Annotated in this window: 20 protein-coding genes; 5 read left to right on the top strand and 15 right to left on the bottom strand. The window is 68.1% G+C overall.

Going from position 1 to position 25,618, the window contains the following annotated elements; genetic code table 11:
- Positions 1–7: 7 nt before the first annotated feature.
- The 7 genes from ACIPRI_RS17140 to ACIPRI_RS17110 all read right to left on the bottom strand — a co-directional run bounded on the left by ACIPRI_RS17140 (position 8) and on the right by ACIPRI_RS17110 (position 8,375).
- Positions 8–1,264, bottom strand: coding sequence for a phenylacetate--CoA ligase family protein (locus tag ACIPRI_RS17140; protein ID WP_446622781.1), 1,257 nt, complete (start codon positions 1,262–1,264; stop codon positions 8–10).
- Positions 1,264–2,085 carry an ABC transporter ATP-binding protein gene (locus tag ACIPRI_RS17135; protein ID WP_446622670.1) on the bottom strand — a complete coding sequence of 274 codons (822 nt, stop codon included), beginning with the start codon at positions 2,083–2,085 and terminating at the stop codon, positions 1,264–1,266. The genes ACIPRI_RS17140 and ACIPRI_RS17135 overlap by 1 nt, the downstream gene beginning before the upstream one ends.
- Before the next feature lie 125 nt (positions 2,086–2,210).
- Positions 2,211–3,530, bottom strand: coding sequence for an ABC transporter substrate-binding protein (locus tag ACIPRI_RS17130; protein WP_446622669.1), 1,320 nt, complete (start codon positions 3,528–3,530; stop codon positions 2,211–2,213).
- A gap of 54 nt (positions 3,531–3,584) precedes the next feature.
- A complete protein-coding gene (locus ACIPRI_RS17125) occupies positions 3,585–4,661 on the bottom strand; it encodes a branched-chain amino acid ABC transporter permease (RefSeq protein WP_446622668.1) in 1,077 nt (358 codons plus the stop codon).
- 5 nt (positions 4,662–4,666) lie between these two features.
- Positions 4,667–5,596 (bottom strand): branched-chain amino acid ABC transporter permease, encoded by a 930-nt coding sequence (locus ACIPRI_RS17120; RefSeq protein ID WP_446622667.1) that lies wholly within the window; start codon positions 5,594–5,596, stop codon positions 4,667–4,669.
- 2 nt (positions 5,597–5,598) lie between these two features.
- Positions 5,599–6,429 (bottom strand): ABC transporter ATP-binding protein, encoded by an 831-nt coding sequence (locus tag ACIPRI_RS17115; protein WP_446622666.1) that lies wholly within the window; start codon positions 6,427–6,429, stop codon positions 5,599–5,601.
- Positions 6,426–8,375, bottom strand: a complete 1,950-nt coding sequence (locus tag ACIPRI_RS17110) for an AMP-dependent synthetase/ligase (RefSeq protein WP_446622665.1) — start codon at positions 8,373–8,375, stop codon at positions 6,426–6,428. The genes ACIPRI_RS17115 and ACIPRI_RS17110 overlap by 4 nt, the downstream gene beginning before the upstream one ends.
- A 97-nt stretch (positions 8,376–8,472) precedes the next feature.
- Between ACIPRI_RS17110 and ACIPRI_RS17105 the strand changes: the two genes are divergently transcribed.
- A complete protein-coding gene (locus ACIPRI_RS17105) occupies positions 8,473–9,243 on the top strand; it encodes a Crp/Fnr family transcriptional regulator (RefSeq protein WP_446622664.1) in 771 nt (256 codons plus the stop codon).
- Between the two features lie 45 nt (positions 9,244–9,288).
- On the opposite strand, the gene ACIPRI_RS17100 is transcribed toward ACIPRI_RS17105, so the two are convergent.
- Positions 9,289–10,263 carry an aspartyl protease family protein gene (locus ACIPRI_RS17100; RefSeq protein ID WP_446622663.1) on the bottom strand — a complete coding sequence of 325 codons (975 nt, stop codon included), beginning with the start codon at positions 10,261–10,263 and terminating at the stop codon, positions 9,289–9,291.
- Between the two features lie 258 nt (positions 10,264–10,521).
- Here ACIPRI_RS17100 and ACIPRI_RS17095 point away from each other — a divergent pair, with 258 nt between their 5' ends.
- The 3 genes from ACIPRI_RS17095 to ACIPRI_RS17085 are packed head-to-tail and all read left to right on the top strand — an operon-like array spanning position 10,522 to position 12,196.
- The gene (locus ACIPRI_RS17095; protein WP_446622662.1) at positions 10,522–11,100 is read left to right on the top strand and encodes a YbhB/YbcL family Raf kinase inhibitor-like protein; all 579 of its coding nucleotides are present in this window, start codon (positions 10,522–10,524) and stop codon (positions 11,098–11,100) included.
- On the top strand, positions 11,101–11,814 hold the full coding sequence (locus ACIPRI_RS17090; protein WP_446622661.1) for a Crp/Fnr family transcriptional regulator: 714 nt from the start codon (positions 11,101–11,103) through the stop codon (positions 11,812–11,814).
- Positions 11,804–12,196: a DoxX family protein gene (locus ACIPRI_RS17085; RefSeq protein ID WP_446622660.1), complete on the top strand. Its 393-nt coding sequence runs from the start codon at positions 11,804–11,806 to the stop codon at positions 12,194–12,196. The genes ACIPRI_RS17090 and ACIPRI_RS17085 overlap by 11 nt, the downstream gene beginning before the upstream one ends.
- A 26-nt stretch (positions 12,197–12,222) precedes the next feature.
- Here the strand turns inward: ACIPRI_RS17085 and ACIPRI_RS17080 are convergent, their stop codons facing one another.
- Positions 12,223–13,062 carry a type 1 glutamine amidotransferase domain-containing protein gene (locus tag ACIPRI_RS17080; protein ID WP_446622659.1) on the bottom strand — a complete coding sequence of 280 codons (840 nt, stop codon included), beginning with the start codon at positions 13,060–13,062 and terminating at the stop codon, positions 12,223–12,225.
- A 135-nt stretch (positions 13,063–13,197) separates the two neighbouring features.
- Between ACIPRI_RS17080 and ACIPRI_RS17075 the strand changes: the two genes are divergently transcribed.
- Entirely contained in the window at positions 13,198–14,091 is an 894-nt protein-coding gene (locus ACIPRI_RS17075; protein ID WP_446622658.1) for a LysR family transcriptional regulator, read from the top strand.
- A 73-nt stretch (positions 14,092–14,164) separates the two neighbouring features.
- Here the strand turns inward: ACIPRI_RS17075 and ACIPRI_RS17070 are convergent, their stop codons facing one another.
- The 6 genes from ACIPRI_RS17070 to ACIPRI_RS17045 form a co-directional block, all read right to left on the bottom strand.
- Entirely contained in the window at positions 14,165–14,830 is a 666-nt protein-coding gene (locus ACIPRI_RS17070) for a redoxin domain-containing protein (RefSeq protein ID WP_446622657.1), read from the bottom strand.
- Positions 14,831–14,844: 14 nt separating this feature from the next.
- Positions 14,845–18,132 (bottom strand): adenylate/guanylate cyclase domain-containing protein, encoded by a 3,288-nt coding sequence (locus ACIPRI_RS17065; RefSeq protein ID WP_446622656.1) that lies wholly within the window; start codon positions 18,130–18,132, stop codon positions 14,845–14,847.
- 66 nt (positions 18,133–18,198) lie between these two features.
- On the bottom strand, positions 18,199–19,587 hold the full coding sequence (locus ACIPRI_RS17060) for an NAD(P)/FAD-dependent oxidoreductase (protein ID WP_446622655.1): 1,389 nt from the start codon (positions 19,585–19,587) through the stop codon (positions 18,199–18,201).
- A gap of 39 nt (positions 19,588–19,626) precedes the next feature.
- Positions 19,627–20,880: a PepSY-associated TM helix domain-containing protein gene (locus ACIPRI_RS17055; protein WP_446622654.1), complete on the bottom strand. Its 1,254-nt coding sequence runs from the start codon at positions 20,878–20,880 to the stop codon at positions 19,627–19,629.
- A gap of 1 nt (position 20,881) precedes the next feature.
- Entirely contained in the window at positions 20,882–23,050 is a 2,169-nt protein-coding gene (locus tag ACIPRI_RS17050; RefSeq protein ID WP_446622653.1) for a TonB-dependent receptor, read from the bottom strand.
- A gap of 281 nt (positions 23,051–23,331) precedes the next feature.
- Positions 23,332–25,389, bottom strand: a complete 2,058-nt coding sequence (locus ACIPRI_RS17045; protein WP_446622652.1) for an AsmA family protein — start codon at positions 25,387–25,389, stop codon at positions 23,332–23,334.
- Positions 25,390–25,618: the final 229 nt, after the last annotated feature.

The raw sequence follows: 25,618 nt of genomic DNA, 5'->3' as shown, positions 1-25,618 counted from the left end.
AGAACAGCTACTTGTAGCTGCGCGCGTCCTCGATCACCTTGCCGTCGTTGGGCAGGCTGCCGGGCGCCACGATCTGCACGTCGCCGCGCAGCTTGGTCACCTCGCGAATCGCTTCGGCCACGCGCTCGGCCAGGCCCGCCGGCGTGCTGTCTGCGCACTCGAGCTTGAGCGTCATGCGGTCGTCCGCCATCTCGCCTTCCACCACCAGGCGCGCGCGCAGCACTTCGGGAAAGCGCCGCACGATCTGCGCCACCTGGCCCGGGTGCACGAACATGCCGCGCACCTTGGTGGTCTGGTCGGCGCGGCCCATCCAGCCCTTGATGCGCTGGTTGGTGCGGCCGGTGGGACAGTGGCCGGGCAGCAGCGCGGACAGGTCGCCGGTGCCGAAGCGCACCAGCGGGTAGTCCATGTTGAAGGTGGTGACCACCACTTCGCCCACCTCGCCCTCGGGCACCGGATCGCCGGTGCCGGGGCGCACGATTTCCAGCAGCACCCCTTCGTCCAGCACCAGGCCCTGGCGCGCCACGGTTTCATAGGCGATCAGGCCCAGGTCGGCGGTGGCGTAGCACTGCAATGCCTGCATGCTCCGCTCTGCAAACCACTCGGCCAGGCTGGGCGGGCAGGCCTCGCCCGAGACCAATGCCTTCGTCATGAACGACAAGGCCACGTTCTTCTCGGCGGCCTTCTCCAGGATGATCTTCAGGAAGCTGGGCGTGCCCGCGTAGCCGGCGGGCTTCAGGTCGGCGATGGCTTCCACCTGCTGCTCGGTCTGGCCGGTGCCGCCGGGAAAGACGGTGCAGCCCAGCGCATGCGCGCCGCTTTCCATGATCGATCCGGCCGGCGTCATGTGGTAGCTGAAGCAGTTGTGCACCAGCTCGCCGGCACGAAAGCCGGCCGCGTACAAGGCGCGTGCCGTGCGCCAGTAGTCGGGCGCCGCGCCTTCGGGCTCGTAGAGGGGGCCCGGGCTGGCGAACACGCGACGCATCAGGGGGCCACGGCCGATGGCGGCAAAGCCACCGAAGGCATCGGTGGCGCGCGCCTCTTGCTGCAGCGCCAGCAACTCGGACTTGCGCGTCACTGGCAACTGGGCCAAGGCCTCGCGCGAATCGACCTGCGCGGCATCCACGTCGGCCAGGATGCGCGCGAAGGCCGGCGCGGCCTTCTGCGCATGCGCAATCTGCTTGCACAGCCGCTCCAGCAGCGTCCGCTCGCGCGCCTGCGGATCGCGGGTTTCCAGTGCGTCGTAGTGTTCGTTGTTGCTCATCATGCCAACCACCTCTTGCGGCGCTTGTAGCTCTTGACGTCCCTGAAGCTCTTGCGGTCGGCCCCGCCCACGCCCAGGTAGAACTCCTTGACGTCCTCGTTCTCGGCCAGGCTCTTCGCCTCGCCGTCCATCACCACGCGGCCGTTCTCCAGGATGTAGCCATAGTCGGCGTAGCGCAGCGCCATGTTGGTGTTCTGCTCGGCCAGGAGGAAGGTGACGCGTTCCTTCTCGTTCAGGTCCTTCACGATGCCAAAGACCTCGTCGACGATCTGCGGTGCCAGGCCCATGGAGGGCTCGTCCAGCAGCACCATCGTCGGATTGGCCATCAGCGCGCGGCCGATGGCGCACATCTGCTGCTCGCCGCCCGAGGTGTAGGCGGCCTGCGACGTGCGCCGCGTCTTCAGGCGCGGGAAGTAGGCGTAGACCTTCTCCAGCGTCTCGTTGATTGCTGCCTTGCCGTCTTCGCGGGTGTAGGCGCCGGTCATCAGGTTCTCTTCGATGGTGAGGTGGGCAAAGCAATGCCGCCCCTCCATCACCTGCACCAGGCCGCGCCGGACCAGCGCGGCCGGCGACAGCGCCTCGATGCGCTCGCCGCGCAACTCGATGCTGCCCTTGGTCACCGCGCCGCGCTCGCCCGCCAGCAGGTTCGACACCGCGCGCAGGGCGGTCGTCTTGCCCGCGCCGTTGCCGCCCAGGAGCGCCACGATCCCGCCCTCGGGCACCTGCAGCGACACGCCCTTGAGCACCAGGATCACGTGGTTGTAGATGACCTCGATGCCGTTGACGTCAAGAACGATGTTGGATGAAGGTGTATTGCTCATGATGTTCGGAAGAGCCCGGCAAAGCCGCGGCTCGCCAGAGCCGCCGCCCCTCCCGCCTGGCGGGAGGGGTTGGGGAGGGTGCTACATGACAGGTGGCACACCTCGCCCCGACTGAATGTCAGGCCTCAAGCCTGACATTCGGCCGGGGTACGAGGTGTCAGTTTCTTGTCGGCCGCGTACTTGGCCGCCGTGCTCTTCACCAGCGGCTTGATGATCTGCTCATCCGCCTGCAGCCAGTCGGAAGTGAACTTCCATTGCTTGCCATCCCAGGTATGGATGCGCGCCCACGAAGACCCCATGTGGTCGGTGCAGGAGGTGCTGATCGGGCGCATCACGCCGGCAAAGCCCAGCGCATCCAGCTTGGCCTGCGTCAGGTTCAGGTTCTCCAGGCCCCAGCGCACCTGTTCGCCGCTCATGACCTTGCCCTTGCCGAAGCGCTCCTGCGCCGTGCGGATGCCTTCCAGCGCCAGCATCGCGCTCATGGCGCCGCGCATGTAGAGCACCTGGCCGACTTCTTCCTTCGGCCCGGTGCCCTGGCCCTTGTCGTGCAGCTGCGCCACCACGTCCTTAACCAGCTTGGACTGCGGCTCGGCGCCGTGCTGCATGGTCACGGCGTTGTAGCCCTTGGCGCCTTCGCCCACGTCCTTCACGTCGGGCTCGGCGCCCGACCACCAGACGCCATACATCTTTTCGCGCGGGTAGCCGGTGGCTTGGGCTTCCTTGATCGCGGTGGAGTTCATCACGCCCCAGCCCCACAGCAGCGTGTAGTCGGGCCGGCTCTGGCGGATCTGCAACCAGGTCGCCTTCTGTTCCACGCCGGGCGCCGTCACGGGCAGCAGCTGCAGCTCGAAGCCGAGCAGCTTGGCGCGCTCCTGCAACAGCGGAATCGGCTCCTTGCCATAGGGGCTGTCGTGGTAGACCAGCGCGATCTTCTTGCCCTTGAGCTTGTCCAGCCCGCCTTCTTTCTTGCCGATGGCCTGCACGATGGCGTCGGCCGCCACCCAGTAGGTGCCGGCGATCGGGAAGTTCCACTTGAAGACCGTGCCGTCGGCGCTTTCGCTGCGGCCATAGCCCACCGTCACCACCGGGATCTTGTCGGCCGGCGCCTTTTCGGTGATGGCGAAGGTGGCGCCGGTGGACAGCGGCTGCACGAAGGAGGCACCACGGCTCTTCAGCCGCTCGTAGCACTCCACGCTGCGCGCCGTGTCGTAGCCGGTCTCGCATTCCTCATACGTGATCTTCACGCCGTTCAGGCCGCCGCGCGCGTTGGTCAGCTTGATGTAGTCCACGAAGCCATTGGCCCAGGGCGCGCCGTTGGGCGCATAGGCGCCGGTGCGGTAGGACAGGATGGGAACGAACTGCTCCTGCTGTGCGAATGCCGGTGCCGCCAGCCCGGCCAGCGTCGCGGCCACAGCGGCCGCCAGTGCGAGTGATTTCAGCTTCATGCTTGTCTCCTAGTTATGAGCACGCCAAGGTGCGAGTGACATCGAAAAACGAAATCAGTGGGGGAAAGGCCAGAGCCGAAGTTTCTGCTTGCCCGTGGACCAGAGCTTGGCCAGGCCGTGCGGTTCGACGATCAGGAACCACACGATCAGGCCGCCGAAAATCATCAGCTCGGCATGCGCGATGCCGGCGGTGGAGATCTCGATGCCGAAGATGCCCAGCAAGGCCGGCAGGAACTGGTTGAGCGCGATCGGCAGGATGACGATGAAGGCGGCGCCGAAGAAGCTGCCCATGATTGAGCCCAGCCCGCCGATGATCACCATGAACAGGAGGCGAAAGGAGTAGTCGACCGAGAAGGCCGAGGGCTCCCAGGCGCCCAGGTAGATGAAGGCCCACAGCGCGCCGGCAAGGCCGATGATGAAGGAGCTGACGGCAAAGGCGCTGAGCTTGGCGTACACCGGCCGGATGCCGATCACTGCCGCCGCCACGTCCATGTCGCGAATCGCCATCCACTCGCGCCCGATGGCGCCGCGCACCAGGTTCTTGGCCAGGGTGGCGATGATCACCAGCACGATCAGGCAGAAGATGTACTTGGAAAGGGCGCTCTCGATCGGCAGCCCGAACACCTGCAGGTTGGACACCGCCACCGAGCCCGAGGGCGTATCGAGCGTGAACCACTTGATGCGCAGGAACATCCAGTCGGCGAAGAACTGCGCCGCCAGGGTGGCCACCGCCAGGTACAGGCCGCGCACCCGCAAACTGGGCAGGCCGAAGATGATGCCGAACAGGGTGGCGCACAGCCCGCCCAGGATCAGCGCCGGAATGAGCGGCATGCCCGGGATGCGCACGAAAAAGTTGTAGGCGCCGTAGGCCCCCACCGCCATGAAGGCGCCCGAGCCCAGCGAAATCTGCCCGCAGTAGCCCACCAGGATGTTCACGCCCACCGCGGCCAGCGAGAAGATTAGGAAGGGAATCAGGATGGCGCGAAACAGGTAGTCGCTGGCCAGCATCGGCACGCCGACGAAGGCGAAGACCATCAGGGCGTAGATGAAGACCCGGTCCTGCAGGATCGGGAAGACCGCCTGGTCGGCGCGGTAGCTGGTCTTGAACTGACCGTTTTCTCTGTAGAGCATTTCGTTCAGACCCGGTCAATGATTTTTTCGCCGAAGAGGCCCTGAGGCCGGAACAGCAGGAACACCAGCGCCAGCACATAGGCAAACCAGATCTCGATGCCGCCGCCCACGTAGGGTCCGAGGTAGACCTCCGACAGCTTCTCGCCCACGCCGATGATCAGCCCGCCGATGATGGCGCCCGGCACCGAGGTGAGGCCGCCCAGGATCACCACCGGCAGCGCGCGCAGCGCCACCGTGGCCAGCGAGAACTGCACGCCCAGCTTGCTGCCCCAGATCATTCCGGCGACCAGCGCCACCGTGCCGGCCACGCACCAGACGATGACCCAGATGCGCGACAGCGGAATGCCGATCGACTGCGCCGCCTGGTGGTCGTCGGCCACCGCACGCAGCGCGCGGCCGGTGCCGGTCTTCTGGAAGAAGAGGGACAGCAGAGCCACCAGCGCGGCGGCGATCGCCGCGGCGATCACGTCTTCCTTGTTGATCAGCACGCCGCCCTGGAACATGGACTCCAGCATGAAGATCGGCTCCTTGGGCATGCCGATCTCGATGCGGTAGATGTTGCTGCCGAAGAGGGTCTGGCCCAGCCCGTCCATGAAGTAGGCGATGCCCAGCGTGGCCATCAAGAGCGTGGCGCCTTCCTGGTTCACCAGGTGGCGCAGCACCAGCCGCTCGATCAGCCAGGCCACCACGAACATCAGCGCGCCGGCCAGCACGAAGGCGGCAATGTTGGCGAACCAGGGGTTGTCGATGCCGGTCCACTTCGGCACCCACTCGGCAAAGCGCGCCATCGCCAGCGCCGCGAACAGCACCATGGCGCCCTGCGCGAAGTTGAACACGCCCGATGCCTTGTAGATCAGCACGAAGCCCAGCGCGATCAGCGCGTACAGCATGCCCACCATGAGGCCGCCGATGAAGGTCTCTAGAAAAAATCCCATGATCAGTGTTCCGTGCCGAGATAAGCCCGGATCACGTCCTCGTTGCCGCGCACGTCATCCGGGGTGCCGTCGCCGATCTTCTTGCCGTAGTCCAGCACCACCACGCGGTCGCTGATGTCCATCACCACGCCCATGTCGTGCTCGATCAGCACGATGGTGGTGCCGAACTCGTCGTTGACGTCGAGCACGAATCGGCTCATGTCCTGCTTCTCCTCGACGTTCATGCCAGCCATCGGCTCGTCCAGCAGCAGCACCTGCGGCTCCATGGCCAGGGCGCGGCCCAGGTCCACGCGCTTTTGCAGGCCGTAGGGCAGGCGCCCCACCGGTGTCTTGCGGTGCGCCTGGATCTCCAGGAAGTCGATGATGTGCTCGACGAACTCGCGGTGCGCCAGCTCTTCGCGCTCGGCCGGACCCCAGCGCAGCGCCTGCGCCAGGATGCCGCTCTTCATCTTGAGGTTGCGCCCGCTCATGATGTTGTCCAGCACGCTCATGCCCTTGAACAGGGCCAGGTTCTGGAAGGTGCGGGCCACGCCCATCTCCGCCACCTGGCGCGAGTTCATGTGCTTGAAGGTCTGGCCGCGAAAGGTGATGGAGCCGTGCTGCGGCGTGTACACGCCGTTGATGCAGTTGAGCATGGAGCTCTTGCCGGCGCCGTTCGGGCCGATGATGGCGCGCACCTCGTGCTCGCGCACGTCGAAGCTGATGTCGGTCAGCGCCTTCACGCCACCGAAGGCGAGCGAGATGTTCTGGATGTCCAGGATCACCTCGCCGATGCGGCGCTTGGCGCCCACTGGCGGCGCCAGCAGTTCACTGTCTTCGCTGCGTGCGTTCATGCGGCGGCCCTCACGGCTGGGAAGCGCTTGGCTTCGACGATCTTCAGGGTGGCGCTCACCGCGCCGCTGCGGCCGTCCTCGAACTTGACTTGCGTCTCGATGAACTGCTCGGTCTTGCCGCCATACAGCGCGTCGAGCAGCAGCGCGTACTTCTCGGCGACGAATCCGCGCCGCACCTTGCGCGTGCGGGTCAGTTCGTCGTCGTCCGGGTCCAGCTCCTTGTGCAGCACCAGAAAACGCGCGATCTGCGTGTCGGCCATGCCGTCCTCGGTCGCCAGGTCGGCATTCACCTTGCCGATGCACTCGGCAATCAGTGCCAGCACCTCGGGCTTGCCCGCCAGGTCGACGTAGCCGCCGTAGGGCAGGCCGCGCCGCTCGGCCCAGTTGCCCACCGCCTCGAAGTCGATGTTGATGAAGGCGCAGACCTCATCGCGGTCGTTGCCGAAGCACACCGCTTCCTTGATCTGCGGGAAGAACTTCAGCTTGTTCTCGATGTAGTTGGGCGCGAACATGGCGCCGCTCTTCATGCGGCCCACGTCCTTGGCGCGGTCGATGATGCGCAAGTGGCCTTCGCTGTCGAGCACGCCGGCGTCGCCGGTGTGAAAGAAGCCTTCGGCATCCAGCACCTCGGCAGTGGCCTCGGGCCGCTTGTAGTATTCCTTGAGCACCGACACGCCGCGCACCAGCACCTCGCCGTTGTCGGCAATGCGCAGCTCCATGCCCGGCGCCGCCGCGCCCACCGTCTGCAGCTTGACCTTGCCGTCGCGCTGCAGGCACACGTAGGCGCAGGTCTCGGTCTGGCCGTAGAACTGCTTCAGGTTGACGCCGATCGAGCGGTAGAAGCGGAACAGATCCGGCCCGATGGCCGCGCCGGCGGTGTAGGCCACGCGGATGCGGCTCATGCCCAGCACGTTGCGCAAGGGGCCGTAGACCGTCAGGTCGCCCAGCTTGTAGAGCAGCCGGTCTTTCAGGGCCACGGGCTCACCGTTGAGGATGTCGGCGCCCACCCGCTGCGCCAGCGCCATGAACCTGGCATAGAGCCAGCGCTTGGGTGCGGCCGCGTCTTCCATGCGGATCGACACCGCGGTGAGCAGGCCTTCGAAGGTGCGCGGCGGGCCGAAGTAGTAGCTGGGCCCGATCTCGCGCATGTCGTTCATCACGGTCTCGGTCGACTCGGGGCAGTTCAGGGTGAAGCCGGCCACCAGCCATTGCGCCACCGAGAACAGGTGGTCGCCCACCCAGGCCATCGGCAGGTAGCTCATGATGTTGTCGCCCGGGCTTAAGCCGTCGGTTTCCACGCCGCCGCGGCCCGCGGCGATGAAGCCCGCATGGGTCTGGCACACGCCCTTGGGGCGCCCCGTGGTGCCCGAGGTGTAGAGGATCACCGCCACATCCTCTGGCTGCACGCTGGCCACGGCCCGATCGAAGTAGCCGGCGTTCTTGGCGTCGAAGGCGCGGCCCAGTTCGCGCAGGGCGTCGAAGCTGATCAGGCCCGGCTGGTCGTAGTTGCGCAGGCCGCGCGGGTCGTCGTAGATGATGTGTGCAAGCTGCGGCCAGCTCTCGCGGCATTCCAGCAGCTTGTCGACCTGCTCCTGGTCTTCGACCATGACGAACTGGATGCCGGCGTCCTGCAGCATGAAGACCATCTCGCCCGCCACCGCGTCCTGGTAGAGCGGCACCGGCACGCCGCGCAGGCTCTGCGCCGCCGCCATCGCCATGTACAGGTGCGGCCGGTTGGCGCCGACGATGGCCAGGTTGTCCAGCGGCTTGAAGCCCAGGCTGGCCAGGCCGCAGGCGATCTCGCGCACCTCCTGCGCGCATTGCTGCCAGCTCCAGGTCTGCCAGATGCCCAGGTCCTTCTCGCGCATGGCGGGTGCGCCGGGCCGCTGTGCCGCATGTTCCAGCAGCAGCCGCGGAAAGGTGGTGGGTGACGATTTAGTGTTCAAGATGGCGCGAATGTAGGCCCGCGCTTTGACGCTCCGTTGTCGTTCCAACGACAATCCTAGGGACACTACTCCCCGGAGTTTCCCGATGCATGCAGGCATGGCGTCAGTCCCCATCCCGGCCTATCCCCGCGAGGCCAAGGAGAGCGCGTCCAGAAACGCAGGTTCGCTGCGCGAGCGCGTCCGTCCGGCCACCAGGGCCGAGCTCGACGGCGTGCCCTGGCTGCGCGCGCTGGCGCCGGCCGAGCGCGAGCGCGCCCAGGCCGCCATCGTGGTCGGCGACGCCGAGCCGGGCGACCTGGTGTGCCGCGTCGGCCGCCCGCCCACCTACTGGTTCGGCGTGATCGAGGGCCTCTTGAAGATGAGCAAGGACCGCGCGGACGGCAGCTCCATGACCTACAGCGGCCTGCCTTCGGGCGGCTGGTTCGGCGAGGGCACGGCGCTCAAGCGCGAGCCCTACCGCTACGACATCCTGGCGCTGCGCAAGAGCATCGTGGCCGGCCTGCCGATCGACGACTTCCACTGGCTGCTGGACCACTCGATCGGCTTCAACCGCTTCGTCATGAACCAGCTCAACGAGCGCCTGGGCCAGTTCATCGCGGCGCGCGAGGCGGACCGGCTCAACAACCCGGATGCGCGGGTGGCGCGCAACCTGGCGCAGCTGTTCAACCCGGTGCTCTTTCCCGGTGTCGGCCAGCTGCTGCGCATCACGCAGCAGGAACTGGCCTACCTGGTGGGCCTGTCGCGCCAGCGGGTGAACGAGGCGCTGCGCACCCTGCAGGCACGCGGCGCCATCGCGGTGGAATACGGCGGCGTGCGGGTGCTCGACCTGGAGGCGCTGCGCAGCGGCGGCGTTTTCGGCGAGCGATGATGCTGAACGCAGGGCCAAGGCCCTGCAAGCCCGCGCAGGCGGGGTTTATTTCGGGATCGCCGGCGTCCTTTCCACCAGCAGTTGCTGCGTCGCATATGAAACCCAGACCTTGCGCGAGCGAAGGAAGTCCAGGCCGAGAATGCCGTCGTACGGCTTGACGTGGATACCGGCAACCCTGAGCGGAACAGCGCCATAGGCGCTTTGCCCAATCTGGACGCGGCCAAAGCGCTGCGTGAAGTTGTCGATGGGCGAGCCACTGACGCCATAGCTGGTCGAGCGCGGCGCTTTGGCCTTCAGCCGATCGATGTCCAGGCCCAACTTGACCGCAGCGTCGAAGGTGATGGTGGAGAACGTTGCGCCGGTGTCCAGAGCCATCGTCAACGGCTTGCCGTCCACGACAACCGGCAGCGAGAGAATGTGCCTTGGGCTGACCTCCAGCACAACACTGTCATAGGGCTGCCGCCAAGGTTTGAACAGGGCGCTGCCGCGATCGCAGTTCTTCACCTTGTAGAGATTGAGGCGCTGGGCCGGAAAGTCGAATTCGACGTCGTACCGGGAGAGCAGTGATGCCCCAACGATTCCTCGCGAAGCGCCCGCCTTGCCCGCACCTGGGGTGCGGACAGCCATCGCAAGGTCGGTGTGCTCGGCGCCGGCAAACGCAAGCTGTGCGGCAGTGACATCCGCGCGAGCAGGTCCGGCCACGCCATCCACGCCGATCTGGCGGGCGCGGGTGCCTCTGCGCTCAGGCAACGCCAATTCGGCTGCGAGGCTGGCGTCGACAACGCTGTTCTCCGCGCCGGTGTCCACCAGAAACACTGCGTTGGCGTGCCCATTGATGGTGACGGGCAAATTGAACTGACCGCGTTCCTCGATCAGTTCCGATGTTCCGACCTGTTCGACACTGCACCCTTCGGCCTGGGCGAGGCCCAGTGCGCATGTGGCGACCAGGCCGATGGCGAAGGACTTCGCCCGACGCCAGTGGGGGCTCGCACCTGAGCCTGCTCGAGCGTCGCGAAGCACGGTGGCTCCAATGCGGGACGGCCAAGGTGCTGGAAATGGCGGCGCTGGCGACAATGACGGCGCGCGCGACGTTGCTCGCATGATGTTCCTCCCGGGACAGCACCCCTCGAACGTGCGGGGGTTCGGATGACTTGTGCCGCCGACCTTAAGGGGGCAAAGCCGCGTGCGTCAAGAAGACGGGTGCGACCGCCTCAAGCGATGACAAAGCGCAGCCGCCCGCGCATGATGGCGGCTTCGCCTGGACGAAGGAGAGGGATCATGATGTCGACGCTGCCTTGCACCGTGCGTTCGCTCGGCCTGGCTGCCACGCTGGCGGCTTGCGCGCCGCTGACCCTTGCGGCCGGCTTCAAGCTGGAAAGCCCGAGCATCAAGCCCGGCGCTACCCTGACCGATGCGCAGGTCTTCAACGGCTTTGGCTGCAGCGGCAAGAACATCTCGCCGGCCCTGAAGTGGAGCGGCGCGCCCAAGGACACCAAGAGCTTCGCGCTGACCGTGTACGACCCCGATGCACCCACCGGCTCGGGCTGGTGGCATTGGGTGGTCTACAACATCCCGGCCAGCGCCATCGAGCTGCCCGAGGGCGCCGGCACGGCCGAAGGCAAGGGCCTGCCGGCCGGCAGCCAGCAGGGCCGCACCGACTTCGGCACGCCCGGCTTCGGCGGCGCCTGCCCACCGCCGGGCGACAAGCCGCATCGCTACATCTTCACCGTGTACGCGCTCAAGGCCGACAAGCTCGACATTCCGCCGGGCGGCACCGCGGCCCTGGTGGGCTACATGATCAACGCCAACAAGCTGGCTTCGGCCACCTTCACGGCGAAATACGGACGCAGAAAATAGATGTCCTGGCAATTCCTGTTCGACACCGCAGTCGCCAATCTCACGGCGGCGCTGACCACGACCGAAGGCATCATCGCGGCCATCTCGGCGGCGATCGCGGGGGCCTTCGTGGTCGCCAGCACCTTCGTCAAGACGATGATTCCGTTGCGCTGTCTGGCGGTGGGCAGCAACCTGGGCTTCCTGGTCTACGGCGCGCTGCATCCGTCGCTGATCATGCTGGCGCTGCACGCGACGCTGCTGCCCATCAACATCTTTCGCACCGCGCAGATGGTGAAGCTGACGCGGCGGGTGAGCGAGGCGGCGCAGGCCAGCGACTTGTCGGGCGTCTGGCTGCGGCCCTACATGCGCAACCGCCGCTACCGGGCCGGGCACGTGCTGTTCCGCAAGGGCGACAAGGCCGACCACCTGTTCTTCCTGGCTTCGGGGCGCATCGAGTTCGTCGAGATCGGGCAGGTGATGGAAGCCGGCCGCCTGTTCGGCGAGATCGCCTTCTTCGCCCCGGACAAATGCCGCTCGCTGACGGCACGCTGCGTCACCGACTGTCTGGTGCTGCGCATCGACGAGCTGACCTTCAAGCAGTTGTACTTCCAGAACCCGGCCTTCGGCTTCGAAGTGGTGTCGCTGATTGCCGGGCGCCTGATGGCCGACCGGCACCGGCTGGAGGCGATGGTCGCTGCTGCCGGACAGACGGAGTCGGTGAGCCATGCAACCTGAGGCGGGTGCGGCCAGGCCCGAAAAGAGGAACTGGCGGCTTGGGATCGCCATCGCCCTGGTGGTGCTCTACGTGGGGGCCGGCGGCATCGCCAAGCTGGCCGGCGTGCCCTACGTGCACAGCAGCTTCCCCAAGCTGGGGCTGCCGCCGTGGTTCGGCTACTTCATCGGCGTGTGCGAGGTGCTGGGCTGCATTGCCCTCTTCGTGCGCCCGCTGCGCGCGCTGGCGGCAGCGGGCATCGGCATCATCATGGTGGGCGCGACCTACTACCACGCGACGTACACCCCGGTCGTCCAGGCCGCGCCGGCCTTCGTGCTGCTGCTTCTTTGCGTCTACATCTTGCTCGGATCCCGGACTGGTCAGGGCTCGCCAGCGCAAAGGTGAAAAGGTGATGGCCAGCCCCTGGGGTTCTATTTCAGGCGCTTGAGCAATTCGCCGGCGACGCCGATCGCCGATGCGGGGTTCTGGCCGGTGATCAGTTCGCGATCGATCACCACGTTCGAAGTGAATGGCACCTGGTTGCTGTTGTAGCTGCCGCCGGCCTGCTGCAGCGCGGTCTGCGGGTAGAACTTCATGACGCCACCCTGGAGCAGGCCCTTGGCCAGTTCCTCCTCCTCATTGCTGATCACGGTCATGCGGTAGCCCGCGTAGATCCAGTCGGGGCGCCGCTCGACCGTGCCGCGCGCCGCCAGCCGCGTCGTGAAGCCTTGCGCGTCGGGCAGGGTCGAGAGCAGGGCGATCGGTCCGTGACACACGAGCGCCGTGGTCTTGCTGCGTGCATGGAAGTCCGCGAGCAGCTTGCCCAGTTCGGGGTTGGTGAGCAGGTCCTGCATGGGCGCATGGCCGCCCGGCACGTAGACGGCGTCGAAGCGCGCGTAACCGATCTGCGCGACGCGCGACAGGCTGATCACCGGCGAGTCGGTGCGCGAGGTGAGCTTCAGCTTGTCCAGCAGCGCCTGGTGCGCCTTCAAGGCGGCTTCGTCGCCGTCGAAATACATCTTGTCGACCGAGGTGGCGTCCACGGTGGGCGCATTGCCTTTCGGGGTTGCGAAGCTCAGCTGGTGGCCGGCGTCGAGCAGCAGCTTCACCGGCTGCATCAGTTCGTTCAGGTAGAAGCCGGTGGCGAAGACCTTGCCGTCCTTCAGGTCGAGGTGATCGGAATCCGACAGCACGACCAGCACGTTGGCGGCCTGGGCACCGAGTGCGCAAAGTCCGAGCAACGTGGCGGCGACGAGGGGGCGGAGGTGCATGTGTTTCATGGAAGGCTTTCAGTGGAATCGCATCGCGCCCGGTTCTGGCGCAGTAGAGGATGGACTGAATGTATTGATGGCTCGCGCGGAGATAAACTGGTCTTCGGGGGAAAGATTTGTTCTTCAGGAGACCAGATGGGCCGGCGATTCGATCACCTCGCGGATGTGGAGACCTTCGTCACGGTGGTCGAGAAAGGCTCCATGACGGCGGGCGCCGTGGCGCTGGCGACCACGCCATCCGTGCTCAGCCGTGCGATCACGCGCCTGGAGACGCGGCTGGGCGTGCAACTGCTGCGCCGCACGACGCGGCGCCTGAGCCTCACCGAGCAGGGGCGGCTGTACCTGGAGCAGTCGCGCGCGGCGTTCGCGCTGATCGACGACGCCGAACGCGCGATGCAAGGGCAGGGCGACGAGCTCGCGGGCAGCGTTCGCCTGAGCGTTCCCACCACCTACGGGCATCACCGGCTGCCGGCGCTGCTGCAGCGGTTCTCAGCGCAATACCCCCAGGTGCGCGTCGAACTGAACATCACCAACCGGAACGTGGATCTCGTGGCCGAAGGCTATGACCTCGCGATCCGGCTCGGGCAACTGCCCGACAGCGGCCTGGTCGCACGCAAGCTCGAAGACGCGCCGATGTGCCTGATTGCGGCGCCGGGCTATGTCGCGCGCGCGGGCGCGCCCAGCCACATCGGCGACCTGGCGCAGCAGGCCTGCCTTCCGTTCGTGATGCCCAGCACCGGCCGTGTATCGCCCTGGCTCCTGCGGGAGGACGGGCGCGACGTGGACTGGACGCCCCAGGGCGGACTTCAGGTGTCGGACGATGTGCTGGGCGTGGTGTCGCTCGCGCTCGGTGGCTGCGGCATCTGCCAGACCTATGACTTCATCGCGCGCCCTCTCATCGCGCAGGGGCAGGCGGTCGAGGTCCTGACGCAGGCGCGCGGGCGGTCGCGGCCGTTTTCGGTGATCTACGCGCCGCACCGGCGGCTGTCGTCCGCGTCGCGGGCACTGATCGAATTTCTGGCGCTCTGAGGTCTGGTTGTCGCCCGCTGCTGACGGGCGCGGCGCGCCTCGCACGGCATGAAGTCCGATAGGCAAACGCTCGCTAGTGCAGCGCCATGCGGCGCGCCGCCTCCAGGATCACGTCCTCCGACGGCAGCTTGCCGATGCCGGCCAGGCCTTCGTGCTGGCACTCGATGTCGACCCAGCGCACGATGCCGTCGCGGTCGATCATGTAGAGCGCCTTGAGCTGTGGCCACTGGCGCTCGATGTCGGCCTCGTCGGTGGGCGTGTTCACGTAGCCGTCGAGCGCCTGCATCCTGGCCGCGACCTCCTGCAGCGGCAGCGGCTCGGGCAGGTCGCCGAAGGGGTTGACGCGCACCTCGCCCATGGCCTGCATCATCTCCGGCGTGGGTTCCGGCTTGGGCACGCGGAAGGCCCGGTGGATGCTCAGCGCCGGGTCGGAGGCCAGGCGCAGCGTGGTCGGCCGGAACTTGAAGTACACCCGGGCATGCACCGGATCGGTGGCCACCACGGCCAGGCTTTGCACGCCCAGTGCCTTGAGCTTGCCCTCCAGCGTGCCCAGCTGCACCAGCTGGCGGCGGCAGAAGGGGCACCACAGGCCGACCATCAGCGCCAGGAAGAGCGGACTCTTGCCGCGGTAGTCTTCCAGCGAGACGGTCTCGGGGCCGGCCACCGCCGGCAGCGCAAAGTAGGGAGCCGGCTCGCCGGGCGCGACGGGCGGGTCCATCGTCATGGATACGGAACTCATGGCGAGACTCCTTCTTAGCAAAGAAAAGGAAGCACCATCAGGGCGTCGGGCTCGAGGCCGGCGCGTTCGCAAAGCGCCTGGGCCTTGGCCAGCCAGGCCTCGGCTTGCTGCGGGCGGCCGGCGTCCAGATACAAGGTCGCCAAACCATCGTAGCAGGGAAAGAGCAGCTGAGGTTCGTTCACTTCCTCGGCCAATTGCAAGGCTTCGTTATAGGCGGCGAAGGCGCGTGCGTGGTCGCCATGGCACTGATGAATCTGGCCCAGAACGATCAGCGGCACCGCCAGGTGGTCGACCAATCCGAGCCGCCGATCCAGCTGCACGGCGGCCTGCGCCGCCTCGATGCCTTCGGCCTCGCAACGGTTGGTGAGCGCGCAATAGGCCACTGCCAGATTGGCGTACAGGCGCGACTGAAAGGCCAGGTCGCCCACCTTGCGCGCGGTCTCCAGCCCGCGCAGGCAGGTCTCGATGCTGCGCTGCGGATCCAGCGTAGCGTAGAGCACGCCCAGGTTGGTGTAGCCGCGGCAAGCCGCCTGCAGCAACTCGTGCGCCTCGGCCTGGGCGACGCTGGCCTCGATCCGCTCCACCGCCTCGGCAGGGCGGCCGAGCCGCGCCAGCGCCACGCCCAGGGTGTTGCTGGCCTCGGCCCGCACGATGGTGGCGGCGCGTGCGTGCTCGTTGTTGTTGTCCGCCGTGGCGCAGTCTTCGGCCGGCACTTCGGCCAGCGCGCGCTGCGCCCAGTTCAGGGCGCCCGGGTTGTCGCCGGCGCGGAAGGCGAGCCGGCCCAGCTCCTGGAACAGGTGGGCCCGCTCGATGGCGTCGCCGCTGTCGCCCAAGGCGGCCAGGCCGGCGTTGAAGCAGGCGGCGGCGCGCTCGCGCTCGCCGGCTTCCCAGTGCAGGCCGCCGGTCTTGCGCAGCACGCGGGCGGCGCGCACCGGGTCGTCGTGCGTGCCGCCACTTTCGTCGGTCAGCGCCTGTTCGATGGCGGCGTAGTGCGCCAGCGCTTCCTCGCGCCGGCCGGCCAGGCCCTGTAGGTCGGCCAGGCGTTCGCCGGCATCGAGCCGCAGGGCTGACGCCTCGCCGCCGGCCGCGGGCAAGGCCTCGTCCAGCGTGTGCAGCGCCCGCTGGTAGTGGCGCATGGCGTCCTCGTTGGCGTAGACGGCACGCGCCCAGTCGCCGGCTTGCAGCAGGTAGCGCGCGCCGCGCACCTTGTCGTCCGACAGGCTCCAGTGGTGGCCCAGCGCCTCCAGCTCGGCCAGGCGGCGCGGACTGCGCGTGGCCTCGTCGTCGCGCTTCGCTTCCTCCAGTGCGCGGCCCGCGCGCCCGTGCAGCGCGCTGCGGCGCGTCAGCAGCAGGTTCTGATAAGCCACCTCGTGCAAAAGGGCGTGGGTGAAGCGCCAGCGCGTGCCATCGCTCCTGGCTTCGGGGTGCAGCAGCTCGGCGCTCGCGAGGCTGGCGAGCGCCGCGTCGGTGGCCTCGGGCGGCGCGCTGGCAATGTGGCGCAGCAGGGCGGCGTCGAATTCGGCGCCCAGCACGGCGGCCTCCTGCAAGGTCTGGCGCTCTTCGCCGCCCAGCCGGTCGATGCGCGAGAGCAGCAGCCCGTACAAGGTGGGCGGCACGTCCAGCGTGGCGACGTCCGGCCCGCAGACCCAGCGCTCGCCCTGGCGTACCAGCCGGCCGGCGCCGGCCAGGCTGCGTACGATCTCCTCGACGAACAGCGGATTGCCGCCGGCGCGCGCCGCCACCAGTTCGCGCACCGGCGCCAGTTGCGCCTGGCCCGGGGTGCCCAGCAACTGGTCGACCAGGCGGCGGGTGTCGTCGGTGGCGAGCGGACCCAGTTCGACGCGCGTCTCCTGGGCCTTCAGCGCATGCACCGGTCGGGCATCGGGGCGCTGCGACAGCAGCAGCATCAGCGGCCGCTCGGCCAGGTGGTCCAGCACCTCGGCCAGCAGGTCGATCGAGGCCGCATCGGCCCAGTGCACGTCGTCCACCACGATCATCAGCGGCTGCTGCGCCAGCCGCCGTTCGAGCAGGGCGCGCGCCGCCAGGCTGATCTGGCGCTGCAGCTGCTCGGGCTCGATGTCCTGCGGGCGCCCTTCCTGAAGGCCCAGCAGGTAGTTGAGCACGCGCGCCACCGCTTCGGCCTCGCCGGCGTCGGCGCCGAGCGCGGCCAGGCCTTCCTGCAGCTTGTGCTGCGCCACCGCCAGCGAGTCGTCCCGCTCGACCCGGTAGGCATCGCGAAACAGGGCGCCGAAGGTGCCGTAGGTCGGCTCCCCCAGCGACGAGCAGCTGCTGCGGCGCACGCTGGTGGCGGCCAGCTGCGGCGCGCAATCGCGGCCCAGGCGCGCGAAGAATTCGGCCAGCAGGCGCGACTTGCCGGCGCCGGCCTCGCCCAGCAGGCAGACCAGTTGGGCGCTGCCGGCCTGCATGCGGCCAAAGGCTTGCAGCAGTTGTTCCAGGGCCTCGTCACGGCCCACCAACGGGGCCACCAGTCCCAGCTCGGCCAGTCCGCGCGGCGAGGCCGCGCTGTCGCGCGAGCCGATCACCCGGTACACCTGCATAGGCTGCGCCTTGCCGCGCAGGGCCAGCTCGGCCGGCGGCGCGAAGTCGAAGCGATGGCGCGCCAGCGCATGGGTGGCGGCGGAGACCAGTACCGTGCCCGGCTCGGCCGCGTTGAGCAGGCGCGAGGTCGCGTTGACGGTGTCGCCCGTCACCGCATAGCTGCCGCCGGCGCCTTGCCCCAGGCTGCCGGCCACCACCGCGCCGGTGTGCACGCCGATGTGCAGGGTCACCGGCCGCGACAGGCGCGCCGCCCAGCGGCGGCTGAGCGTGTCGATGCCGGCCAGCATGTGAAGGGCGGCGTCGATGGCGCGCACCGGGTCGTCCTCATGCGCGCGCGGTGCGCCGAACACCGCCATCACCGCGTCGCCGACGAACTTCTCGACGAAGCCGTCGTAGTGCGCCACCGCCTGGGCCATGACTTCGAACAGGGCGTTCTGGAAGGCGCGCAGGGTTTCGGGATCCAGGCCTTCGGCCAGCGAGGTGAAGCCGGTCAGATCGGCAAAGAGCACCGTGACCTGGCGCCGGTCGGCGGCCTGGGCGTCGTTGTCATTGGCGGCGGCGGGTTCGGGCGGCTTTTGCTGGGCCATGCCGCAGCGCGGACAAAAGGCAAAGCCCGCCTCCAGTGCCAGGCCGCAGCCGCGGCAGGCCAAGCCGACCTTTTGCCCGCAGCGCTGGCAAAAGGCCGCCCCCGGCAGCAGGGCGCCGCCGCAACTGGCACAGCATACAGGGTTGATGGCCGACATGGGCCTCCATGCTGCGCCTGTTCGGGCGCGGGCGCCAGGTTCCCAGGAGATGCCCCGTGGGCGCGCTCAGCCCTCGGTCTGGATCGTCTCGCCCTGCAGCTTGCCCATGTCCTGGATGTTGAAGCGGTGCTTGCGCCAGCCGCGCCAGGTGCGGCGCGCGTTGAACCAGGAGATCAGGTAGTACAGCGCCTTGAAGCGGCGCAGCCCCCACCACATCGGCGTTGCGCCGTAGATGTCGCCGGCCAGCAGCGACAGCAGCGCCTCCTTCACCCGCAGCGGATTGCGCGGGTGCATGAACATGTCGCGAATGGTCGGGTTGGTGGCGCGGTAGATGAACCAGGCGTACTCGCGCGGGCCCTTGCGCATGGTTTCCTCGAACTCGCGGCGCGCCTTGGCATGCGAGGCCGGGCGGTCCAGCGCGGTGGCCACCAGCTCGGCGCCGTCGAAGGCGCTGTGCATGGCCAGGTACACGCCCGAGGAAAACATCGGGTCGATGAAGGCGAAGGCATCGCCCAGCATCAGGTAGCGGTCGCCGGTGGCGTGGCTGCCGTTGTAGGAGAAGTTGCCGGTGGCATGCACCGCGTCGTCGATCAGCTCGCCGTTCTTCACCCGGTCGGCCAGCTCGGGGCACATGGCGAGGGTTTCGTAGAAGAATTCCTTCAGCGGCTTGCTGCTGCCCCGCGACTTCAGGTAGTAGGGCCAGCACACCGCGCCCACGCTGGTGCTGCCGTCGGCCAGCGGAATGAACCAGAACCAGCCATGCGGAAACCAGCAGATGCTGATGTTGCCCTCGCGCTTGCCTTCCAGCCGCCGCACGTTGCGAAAGTGCCCGAACAGGGCCGTGCTGTTGTGGTCCGGGTTCTTTTCCTTGCTGCGGAATTTGTTGGCCAGCACCGTGTCGCGGCCGCTGGCGTCGACCACAAAGCGGGCGTGCCAAGTGCGCCGCGTGCCGTCATCCAGCACGGCCTGGATGGTGGCGCCATCGTCGTCGAACTGCACGTCGCGCACCTTGCAGCCTTCCAGCGTGCGGGCGCCGCGCGTGGCGGCATTGCGGAACAGCAGCTCGTCCAGCTCGGAGCGGCGCACCTGCCAGGACGAGGGCATGGTCTTGTCCCAGGCGTCGGCAAATTCCACATAGCTGCGGTGTTCGTGCTCGATCGAGACGAACTCGATGCCCCACTTCTTCATGCCGATCTTGTCGACCTGATCGTGCACGCCCAGTTTTTCAAAGAGCTGGACATTGGCCGGCAGCAGCGATTCGCCGATGTGAAAGCGCGGGTGGTGCTCCTTCTCGACCAGCACCACGTCGCGCCCTTGCTGCGCCAGCAGGGCGGCGATGGTGGAGCCGGCCGGGCCGCCGCCGATGACGAAGACGTCGCAGCCCTCGATGGGCAGGCTGTCAGGCGCGGCTGCGGCTGCGGTGGTGGTGGTGGTGGTGGTGGGAGACTGGGACATGACCATGGGAATACGGGCGCTCGGGACGGCGGAGCAATTTCAACGGACCCGCAGGATAGCGCGCCGACGGCTCCACCAAAGAAGCAACCCGGTGACGCACAGGGAAGCCGTCAAAAGCCCCAGCGCGCAGACCAGCACCCGGCCCGCGAGCCCCAGCACCTTGCCCGAATGCAGCGGGTACTGCCAGATGAGAAAACGGTCTGCATGGGTCCCGCTCTCGTAGCCGTTCAGGCCCCTGGATTCGCCGGTCTGGTCGTCGATGAAGACCTGCTCGTAGCGCAGCCGCAGCACGCGCTCGCGCATGCCGTCCTCCTTGAAGGCGATGCGGTAGACGCCCTGTTGCGGCAGGTGCATGGCGTACCAGGGCAGGAAGTCCTGCGCCGCCACCGGCAGCAGCGGGCGTGCCCGCGCCAGCGCCTCCTGCACGCCAAGGGCCGGCGGGCGCTGCGCTGGCGCAGCAATGCGCGGCAAGGTTTGCGCCGGATTGGGCGTCAGCGTCCCGAACAGGGAGACCGCCGGCCTGAACACTTCCTTGCCCAGGCTGAAGTAGACGCCCGACATCGCCAGCACCAGGGCCACCGGCAGGCTCCACAACGCGACGGCCCGGTGCAGGTCGAAGTTGGTGCGCTGCCAGGCGGCGCCGCGCTTCACCTGCCAGGCAGGTTTCCAGCGCCGCCAGAAGTCGGCCAGCCGTGCGCTTGCGCCACTCGTCCGGTGACCAGGCAAGGGCTCGGCCTTCTTCTTCCTGCGGCGCGGCAGGGTGAGGAAGGTGCCGATCAGCGCGGCGCCCAGCCAGGCGAGCGCCACGCCGCCGGTCACCCACATGCCCCAGGGATCGGGCAGCTGCAGCTTGCGGTGCAGCAGGTACAGCATGCTCATCAGGTGCGGCCGGTCCAGGCGCAGGGCGCCCCAGCGTCGCTGGCCGAGCACCTCGCCGCTGCTCGGGTCGACCAGCAGCCGGTCGAAGGACAGCGCCAGGGGCTTGCCGCTTTCCGGATCGATGCGCGGCGCCACGCGCAGCTCCAGCGCATCGCCGGGCTTGCCGTCCAGCGGCAGGAAGCTCACCCGCAGGCGCGCATCGGCCTGCTCGACGCGCGCCACGAGTTCGTCCGGCGGCAAGGCCGGCCGCGTGTGGCCGGTGCGCAGCAGGGCCGGGTTGAGCCAGGCATCGAGTTCATGCTCGAAGGCGACCAGGCTGCCCGTCAGCGAGATGACGAGCAGCAGGGCCAGCATGGCCAGGCCGAGGTAGCGGTGCAGCGCGACCCAGAAGCCGCGCCGCGCGATGGCGACCAACTCAGAACTTCGCGCGCAAGGTCAGTTGCACCTCGCGGCCGGGGCCCGGCAGGACCAGGTTGTCCACCGAGCCGTGGCCCGAGATGTAGTAGTCCTTGTCGGTGATGTTCTTCAGGTTGAGCTGGACCTCGTAGCGCTCGGCCTTGTAGTTGGCCGCCAGGTCCGCCGTCATGTAGGCGGGCAGGGTCACGCGATTGGTCAGCGAGGCGTAGCGTTCGCCCACGTAGTTGAGGCCGCCGCCGGCACTGAAGCCGTGGCCCAGCTCCTTCATGGCCCAGACGAAGGCCGAGTTGCGCGGCGTCAGCGGCGCGGTCTGGCCCTGCACCGGGATCGGCGCGCCGATGGGCAGCTGCTGCTGGCTCACGGTGGCGATCGATTTCGTCATCTCGGCGTCCAGGAAAGCGTAGCCGGCGCTCAGGTCCCAGCGGCCCGGCAGGCGGCCGTTCAGGGCCAGCTCCAGGCCGTTGGTGCGCTGCGTGCCCACGTTGATCTGGCGGCGTGGATTGTTCGGGTCGGTGTTCTTCATGCCCGAGCGCTCCAGGTTGAACAGAGCCGTGGTGAAGTTGAGCTGGCCGTCCAGCAGCTCGAACTTGGCGCCGATCTCGCGGTTGACGGTGACCTCGGGGTCGGCGTCCACCGTGCTGGTGGACAGCGCGAAGTTCTCGCCCGAGGGCTGGAAGGAGCGGCTCCACGAGACGTAGTAGGACTGCGCCGGCGTCGGCTGCCACACCAGGCCGGCACGCGGGCTGAATTCGCGATCGGTGCGCTGGAGCGTGTCCAGCTTGCGCTCGAAGCTCGTCTCCTGCCGGTAGTCGTCATAGCGCAGGCCGACCAGCGCCTTCCATTGCGGCGACAGCGTGATCTGGTCCTGGAAGTACACGGCCGCGGTCTGGAACTCGCTGTCGCTCGGGATGGCGCTGTCGGCGGCGAAGGCGGCGGCCGGAATCGGCAGCGGGTCGACCACCGGGTTGAAGATGTTCACGCGCTGGTAGCCGACGTTGGACGACACGGTGTAGGCGCGCTTGCGCTGCACGCCCAGCTCGGCGCCCATCAGCCATTCCTGCTTGAAGCCGCCGAGCTCGTTGCGCCAGGTGAAGTCGGTCTGGTTGAACCAGCCGTCTTCATCCCGGTCGACGAAGCCGCGGGTGCGGCCCACGGTGAGCGCCACCGGGTCGGTGGTGCCGCTGGGCAGGGTGTTGTTGCGGTCCAGCTTGTAGTCGGAAAAGCGGGTGGTGTTGCGCACTTCCAGCGTGTCGCTGAAGCGGTGGTTCAAGGTGGCGGTGAAGCTTTGCACCTTGCTGGTGACGGTGTCGTCGCGCTTGGCGTTGGCCGAGCCGTAATAGGTGCCGCGCGGCACGTCGACCGGACGGCCGTTGAGCGCCGGTACGCCGAAGTCGGTCAGGCGCTCGTCGCGCAGGTTGGTGTATTGCAGCAGCAGATCCGTTTGCGGGCTGAACTTGATCGCCAGCGAGGGCGCAACGTTGTAGCGCTGCGTGAACTGCTGGTCGCGGTAGCTGTCGGAATCCTCGCCCGCCACGTTCAGGCGAAAGGCCATGGCTTCGCCGATGGGCGTGTTGAGGTCGGCGGTGGCGCGCGTGTAGCCGTTGCTGCCCACGCCGAGCGAGACCTCGCCGCCAAAGGGGCTGCCGAAGATCGGCTTCTTGGTCACGCGGTTGATGATGCCGCCCGAGGAGCCGCGGCCGTAGAGCACCGCGGCCGGGCCCTTGAGCACTTCCACCCGCTCGACGTCCGACAGGTCGCGGAAGTACAGCGCGTCGTCGCGCACGCCGTCCACGAACATGTCCGAAATGGCGCTGAAGCCGCGGATCAGCACCTGGTCGCGCTGGCCGTCGCCGTGGCTCATGCTCACGCCCGGCACGTTGCGCAGCGCCGCTTCCATCGAGGTGGCGTTCTGGTCCTCGATCAGCTGCTCGGTCACCACGTTCACGCTCTGCGGAATGTCGCGCAGCGGCGCGCTGCTCTTGGTGGCGCTGCGGGCGGCGGCCGGGGCGTAGCCCTTGTCTTCATCGGCGCTGACGGTCACTTCGCGCAGGCCCGCGCTGGCCGCGGGCGTTTGCGCCAGGGCGCTGCAGGACAGGGACGCCAGCACGGCGCTGGTCAGCAGCGAAAGGTGGAAACGGGGGCGCGGCGTCGGCGTGGAAGGCTTCATTGGATGCGTTTGGTGTGACGAAGAAGAGACGAGTGCACACACCGACGCGGCCGCGCATGCCGACGGCGACCGCGCAGAAAAAAGCGCGGATCGGCGGCATGCCCTGCCTTGAAGCTGGTTCTGGGTTGGGCTGTGGTGCCTTTTGTCGAAGACCGGCGAGCAGTCCTCCTTTTGGCGCCACGAATGACGGCCGCCCTGGAGCGGCGGGCTGGATTGTAAAGTTTTAATTAAGAATTGTTCGCATTTGTGGTGCTGACACAACGCGGGATCAGAAGGTCTTCTCAGCGTTCGAACAGGTTGCGCAGCGGCGTGAAGCTCCTGCCCTTCTTCGCCGATGCGCTTTGCGGCGCCGAGGTCTTGGCGCTGCCGGCGTAGGCCGAATCGCAGGGATGGGCGTCGGTCACCTGGCCCAGCAGCCGCTCGCCGATCAGGGTGGCGCCGCCGGTGGCCACGGCGGCGCCGATGTTGACCGCTTCGCGCGCGGTGCCGGCCAGATTCATCTGCACCTGCGGCGCCGCCAGCGGGCCGGCGATCTTCACCACGCCGGCAAAGGCGCTGGGGTCGAGCCCGGTGCCTTTCTTCACCGTGGGCCGCATGCCCAGCTCGATGCGCTCTGCGCCCAGATCGATGTTGCCGGACATCACGATGTTCACCCGCTCGCCCTCCACCGCGATGGAGCGGTCGACGTCGATGCGCCCGGCCGCAACCGGCAGCCGGGCGGCGGCGCACAGCACCCGGATCCTGTCGTCCGGGCGGCGCAGCGGCGTCAGGGCATGCAGCAGGGCCTCGACCAGATCGCCAGGGCCGCTGGCGCGATGGCCGGCCGACGAGGCCTCGCCCATGCGCAGCCGCACTTCGCCATTGAGCGAGGCCGCCAGCCGATGCGGCGAATGGCCGGCGCCGGACAGGCGCGCATCCACCTCGGTGCGCCCGCCGGAGATCACGGCTTCGCGCCGCGTCAGTGCCAGGAGCGCGTCCATGGCCACGCCGCGCGCCTTGAGCTGCAGGCTGACGCGCGGCGGCGCCTGCGCCATTTCCGGGTGCAGCGGCTGTTGCCATTGGCCCGATACCTTGAAGCTGCCGCGCGCCAGGCCAAAGGCCAGCTGCGACAGCTCGATGCGGTCGGGCCGGCTGCTGCCGCGGGCCTGCACCGTGGTCAGCTCCAGCCCGCCCGGTAGTACCAGTCGTTCGGCGCGCAACTCGGCCTGGATCGCCAGCTGGGGCAACTTGACGATGGGGAAGGGCGTGTCGGAGAACACGCGTCCTTCGGCCTTGGCGGCCGCCCCGCCGGGGGTGCGCTGCGGCGGGTAGAGCCGTGCCAGGTCCAGACCCTCGGCGCGCAGTGCCAGTTGCAGGCCCTGCGGCGTGGCGGCGCGGTCCCAGGCGATGCGCCCGGCGATGGCCTGGCCCTGGCTTTCCAGCGCGAAGTTGTCGATCTGCAGTTCGCGCGGACGCCAGGCCAGGTCGCCGCGCAGCTTGGCCGGCACCGGCAGGGGCAGGGCTACGCCCAGCATCTGCTGCAAGGCCTTGGTGTGCTGCACCTCGGCCTGCACCCGTAGTTGGGCCTGGCCGGCCGCCTCGTCCAGGCCCAGCTCGCCATCGACGCTGGCGCTGGCGCCTTCCATGCGCAGATCCAGGTCCAGCGGGATGCTCCGCTTGCCGCTGCGCTCGTCGCGCTGCACGCCGACGCCGCCTTTGGCGTGCAGCTTCTGCGCGCGCCAGGCGGCGTCCAGTTCGAGCTGCCAGGCATCGGGCGAGCGCGCCGGGTCGGGGTGCCGGGTCAGTTGCAGGGCGTCGATGTCCAGCGTTTCGCTGTGGCCGCTGCGGCCGCTGCGCCAGGTCAGCTGGCTGTCCTGGGCCGTGAGATCGGCCAGCGTCACGCGCACCGGGCTGCTGACGGTGCGCGGCGTGCCCGCCGCTTCGGCGGCCGGGGTGCTGCGCTGGAAGTTCCAGTTGCCCTGGCCGTCGGCGTTGGTCTCGAGCAGCAGATCGGCGCCGCTCACCTCGACGCGGCCGATCTCCACCCGCCGCTCCAGGAGCGGTGCCAGCGCCAGGTCGAAGCGCAACTGCGCGATGCGCGCCATGTCCGGGCGCGAACCCCAAGGCGCATTGCCAAGCCGCACGCCCTCGGCCACAAGGGCCAGGCGCGGAAAGAGCTTCAGGCGCACCGCGCCGTCGACCGCGAAATCGCGGCCGGTGGCGGCCTTCACCTCCTGCACCGCGCGCGCCATCACGGCGCCGCGGTCGACGCCCTGCACCAGCGCCCACAGCCCGCCGGCCAGCAGCAACACCAGCAGCAGGGCGCCCAACAGCAGGGCGCGCAGCCATTTCCATTTCATGCGGGGGGATCTCCTCGTGGGTGTCGGATTTTTACGCTTTCTTTATGCCCGCACCCTGGGTATCTGCCCTGTTTTTACGCGCGCAAGAGAAGACTCCGGCGCATCGAGTTTCGCTTTGAGGAGCAAAGAAATGGACATCGTATGGATTGCCGCCCTGGCCCTGTTCTGGGTGGCGCTGATCGTGGGGGTCCACGCACTGGCCCGGCTCGTGCGCCCGAAGGGAGAACGC

This window comes from Variovorax sp. LARHSF232, assembly GCF_052871435.1.
The sequence above is the reverse complement of the archived record's forward strand: the minus strand, read 5'-3'. Positions and strand labels throughout refer to the sequence as shown.

Bases quoted from the DNA above. Each gene is read 5' to 3' on its own strand.
- ACIPRI_RS17130 (WP_446622669.1), bottom strand. From the start codon at position 3,530: ATGAAGCTGAAATCACTCGCACTGGCGGCCGCTGTGGCCGCGACGCTG.
- ACIPRI_RS17135 (WP_446622670.1), bottom strand. From the start codon at position 2,085: ATGAGCAATACACCTTCATCCAACATCGTTCTTGACGTCAACGGCATC.
- ACIPRI_RS17045 (WP_446622652.1), bottom strand. From the start codon at position 25,389: ATGAAATGGAAATGGCTGCGCGCCCTGCTGTTGGGCGCCCTGCTGCTG.
- ACIPRI_RS17075 (WP_446622658.1), top strand. From the start codon at position 13,198: ATGGGCCGGCGATTCGATCACCTCGCGGATGTGGAGACCTTCGTCACG.
- ACIPRI_RS17120 (WP_446622667.1), bottom strand. From the start codon at position 5,596: ATGGGATTTTTTCTAGAGACCTTCATCGGCGGCCTCATGGTGGGCATG.
- ACIPRI_RS17140 (WP_446622781.1), bottom strand. From the start codon at position 1,264: ATGAGCAACAACGAACACTACGACGCACTGGAAACCCGCGATCCGCAG.
- ACIPRI_RS17080 (WP_446622659.1), bottom strand. From the start codon at position 13,062: ATGCACCTCCGCCCCCTCGTCGCCGCCACGTTGCTCGGACTTTGCGCA.
- ACIPRI_RS17125 (WP_446622668.1), bottom strand. From the start codon at position 4,661: ATGCTCTACAGAGAAAACGGTCAGTTCAAGACCAGCTACCGCGCCGAC.
- ACIPRI_RS17090 (WP_446622661.1), top strand. From the start codon at position 11,101: ATGTCCTGGCAATTCCTGTTCGACACCGCAGTCGCCAATCTCACGGCG.
- ACIPRI_RS17050 (WP_446622653.1), bottom strand. From the start codon at position 23,050: ATGAAGCCTTCCACGCCGACGCCGCGCCCCCGTTTCCACCTTTCGCTG.
- ACIPRI_RS17085 (WP_446622660.1), top strand. From the start codon at position 11,804: ATGCAACCTGAGGCGGGTGCGGCCAGGCCCGAAAAGAGGAACTGGCGG.
- ACIPRI_RS17065 (WP_446622656.1), bottom strand. From the start codon at position 18,132: ATGTCGGCCATCAACCCTGTATGCTGTGCCAGTTGCGGCGGCGCCCTG.
- ACIPRI_RS17115 (WP_446622666.1), bottom strand. From the start codon at position 6,429: ATGAACGCACGCAGCGAAGACAGTGAACTGCTGGCGCCGCCAGTGGGC.
- ACIPRI_RS17105 (WP_446622664.1), top strand. From the start codon at position 8,473: ATGGCGTCAGTCCCCATCCCGGCCTATCCCCGCGAGGCCAAGGAGAGC.
- ACIPRI_RS17060 (WP_446622655.1), bottom strand. From the start codon at position 19,587: ATGTCCCAGTCTCCCACCACCACCACCACCACCACCGCAGCCGCAGCC.
- ACIPRI_RS17070 (WP_446622657.1), bottom strand. From the start codon at position 14,830: ATGAGTTCCGTATCCATGACGATGGACCCGCCCGTCGCGCCCGGCGAG.
- ACIPRI_RS17095 (WP_446622662.1), top strand. From the start codon at position 10,522: ATGATGTCGACGCTGCCTTGCACCGTGCGTTCGCTCGGCCTGGCTGCC.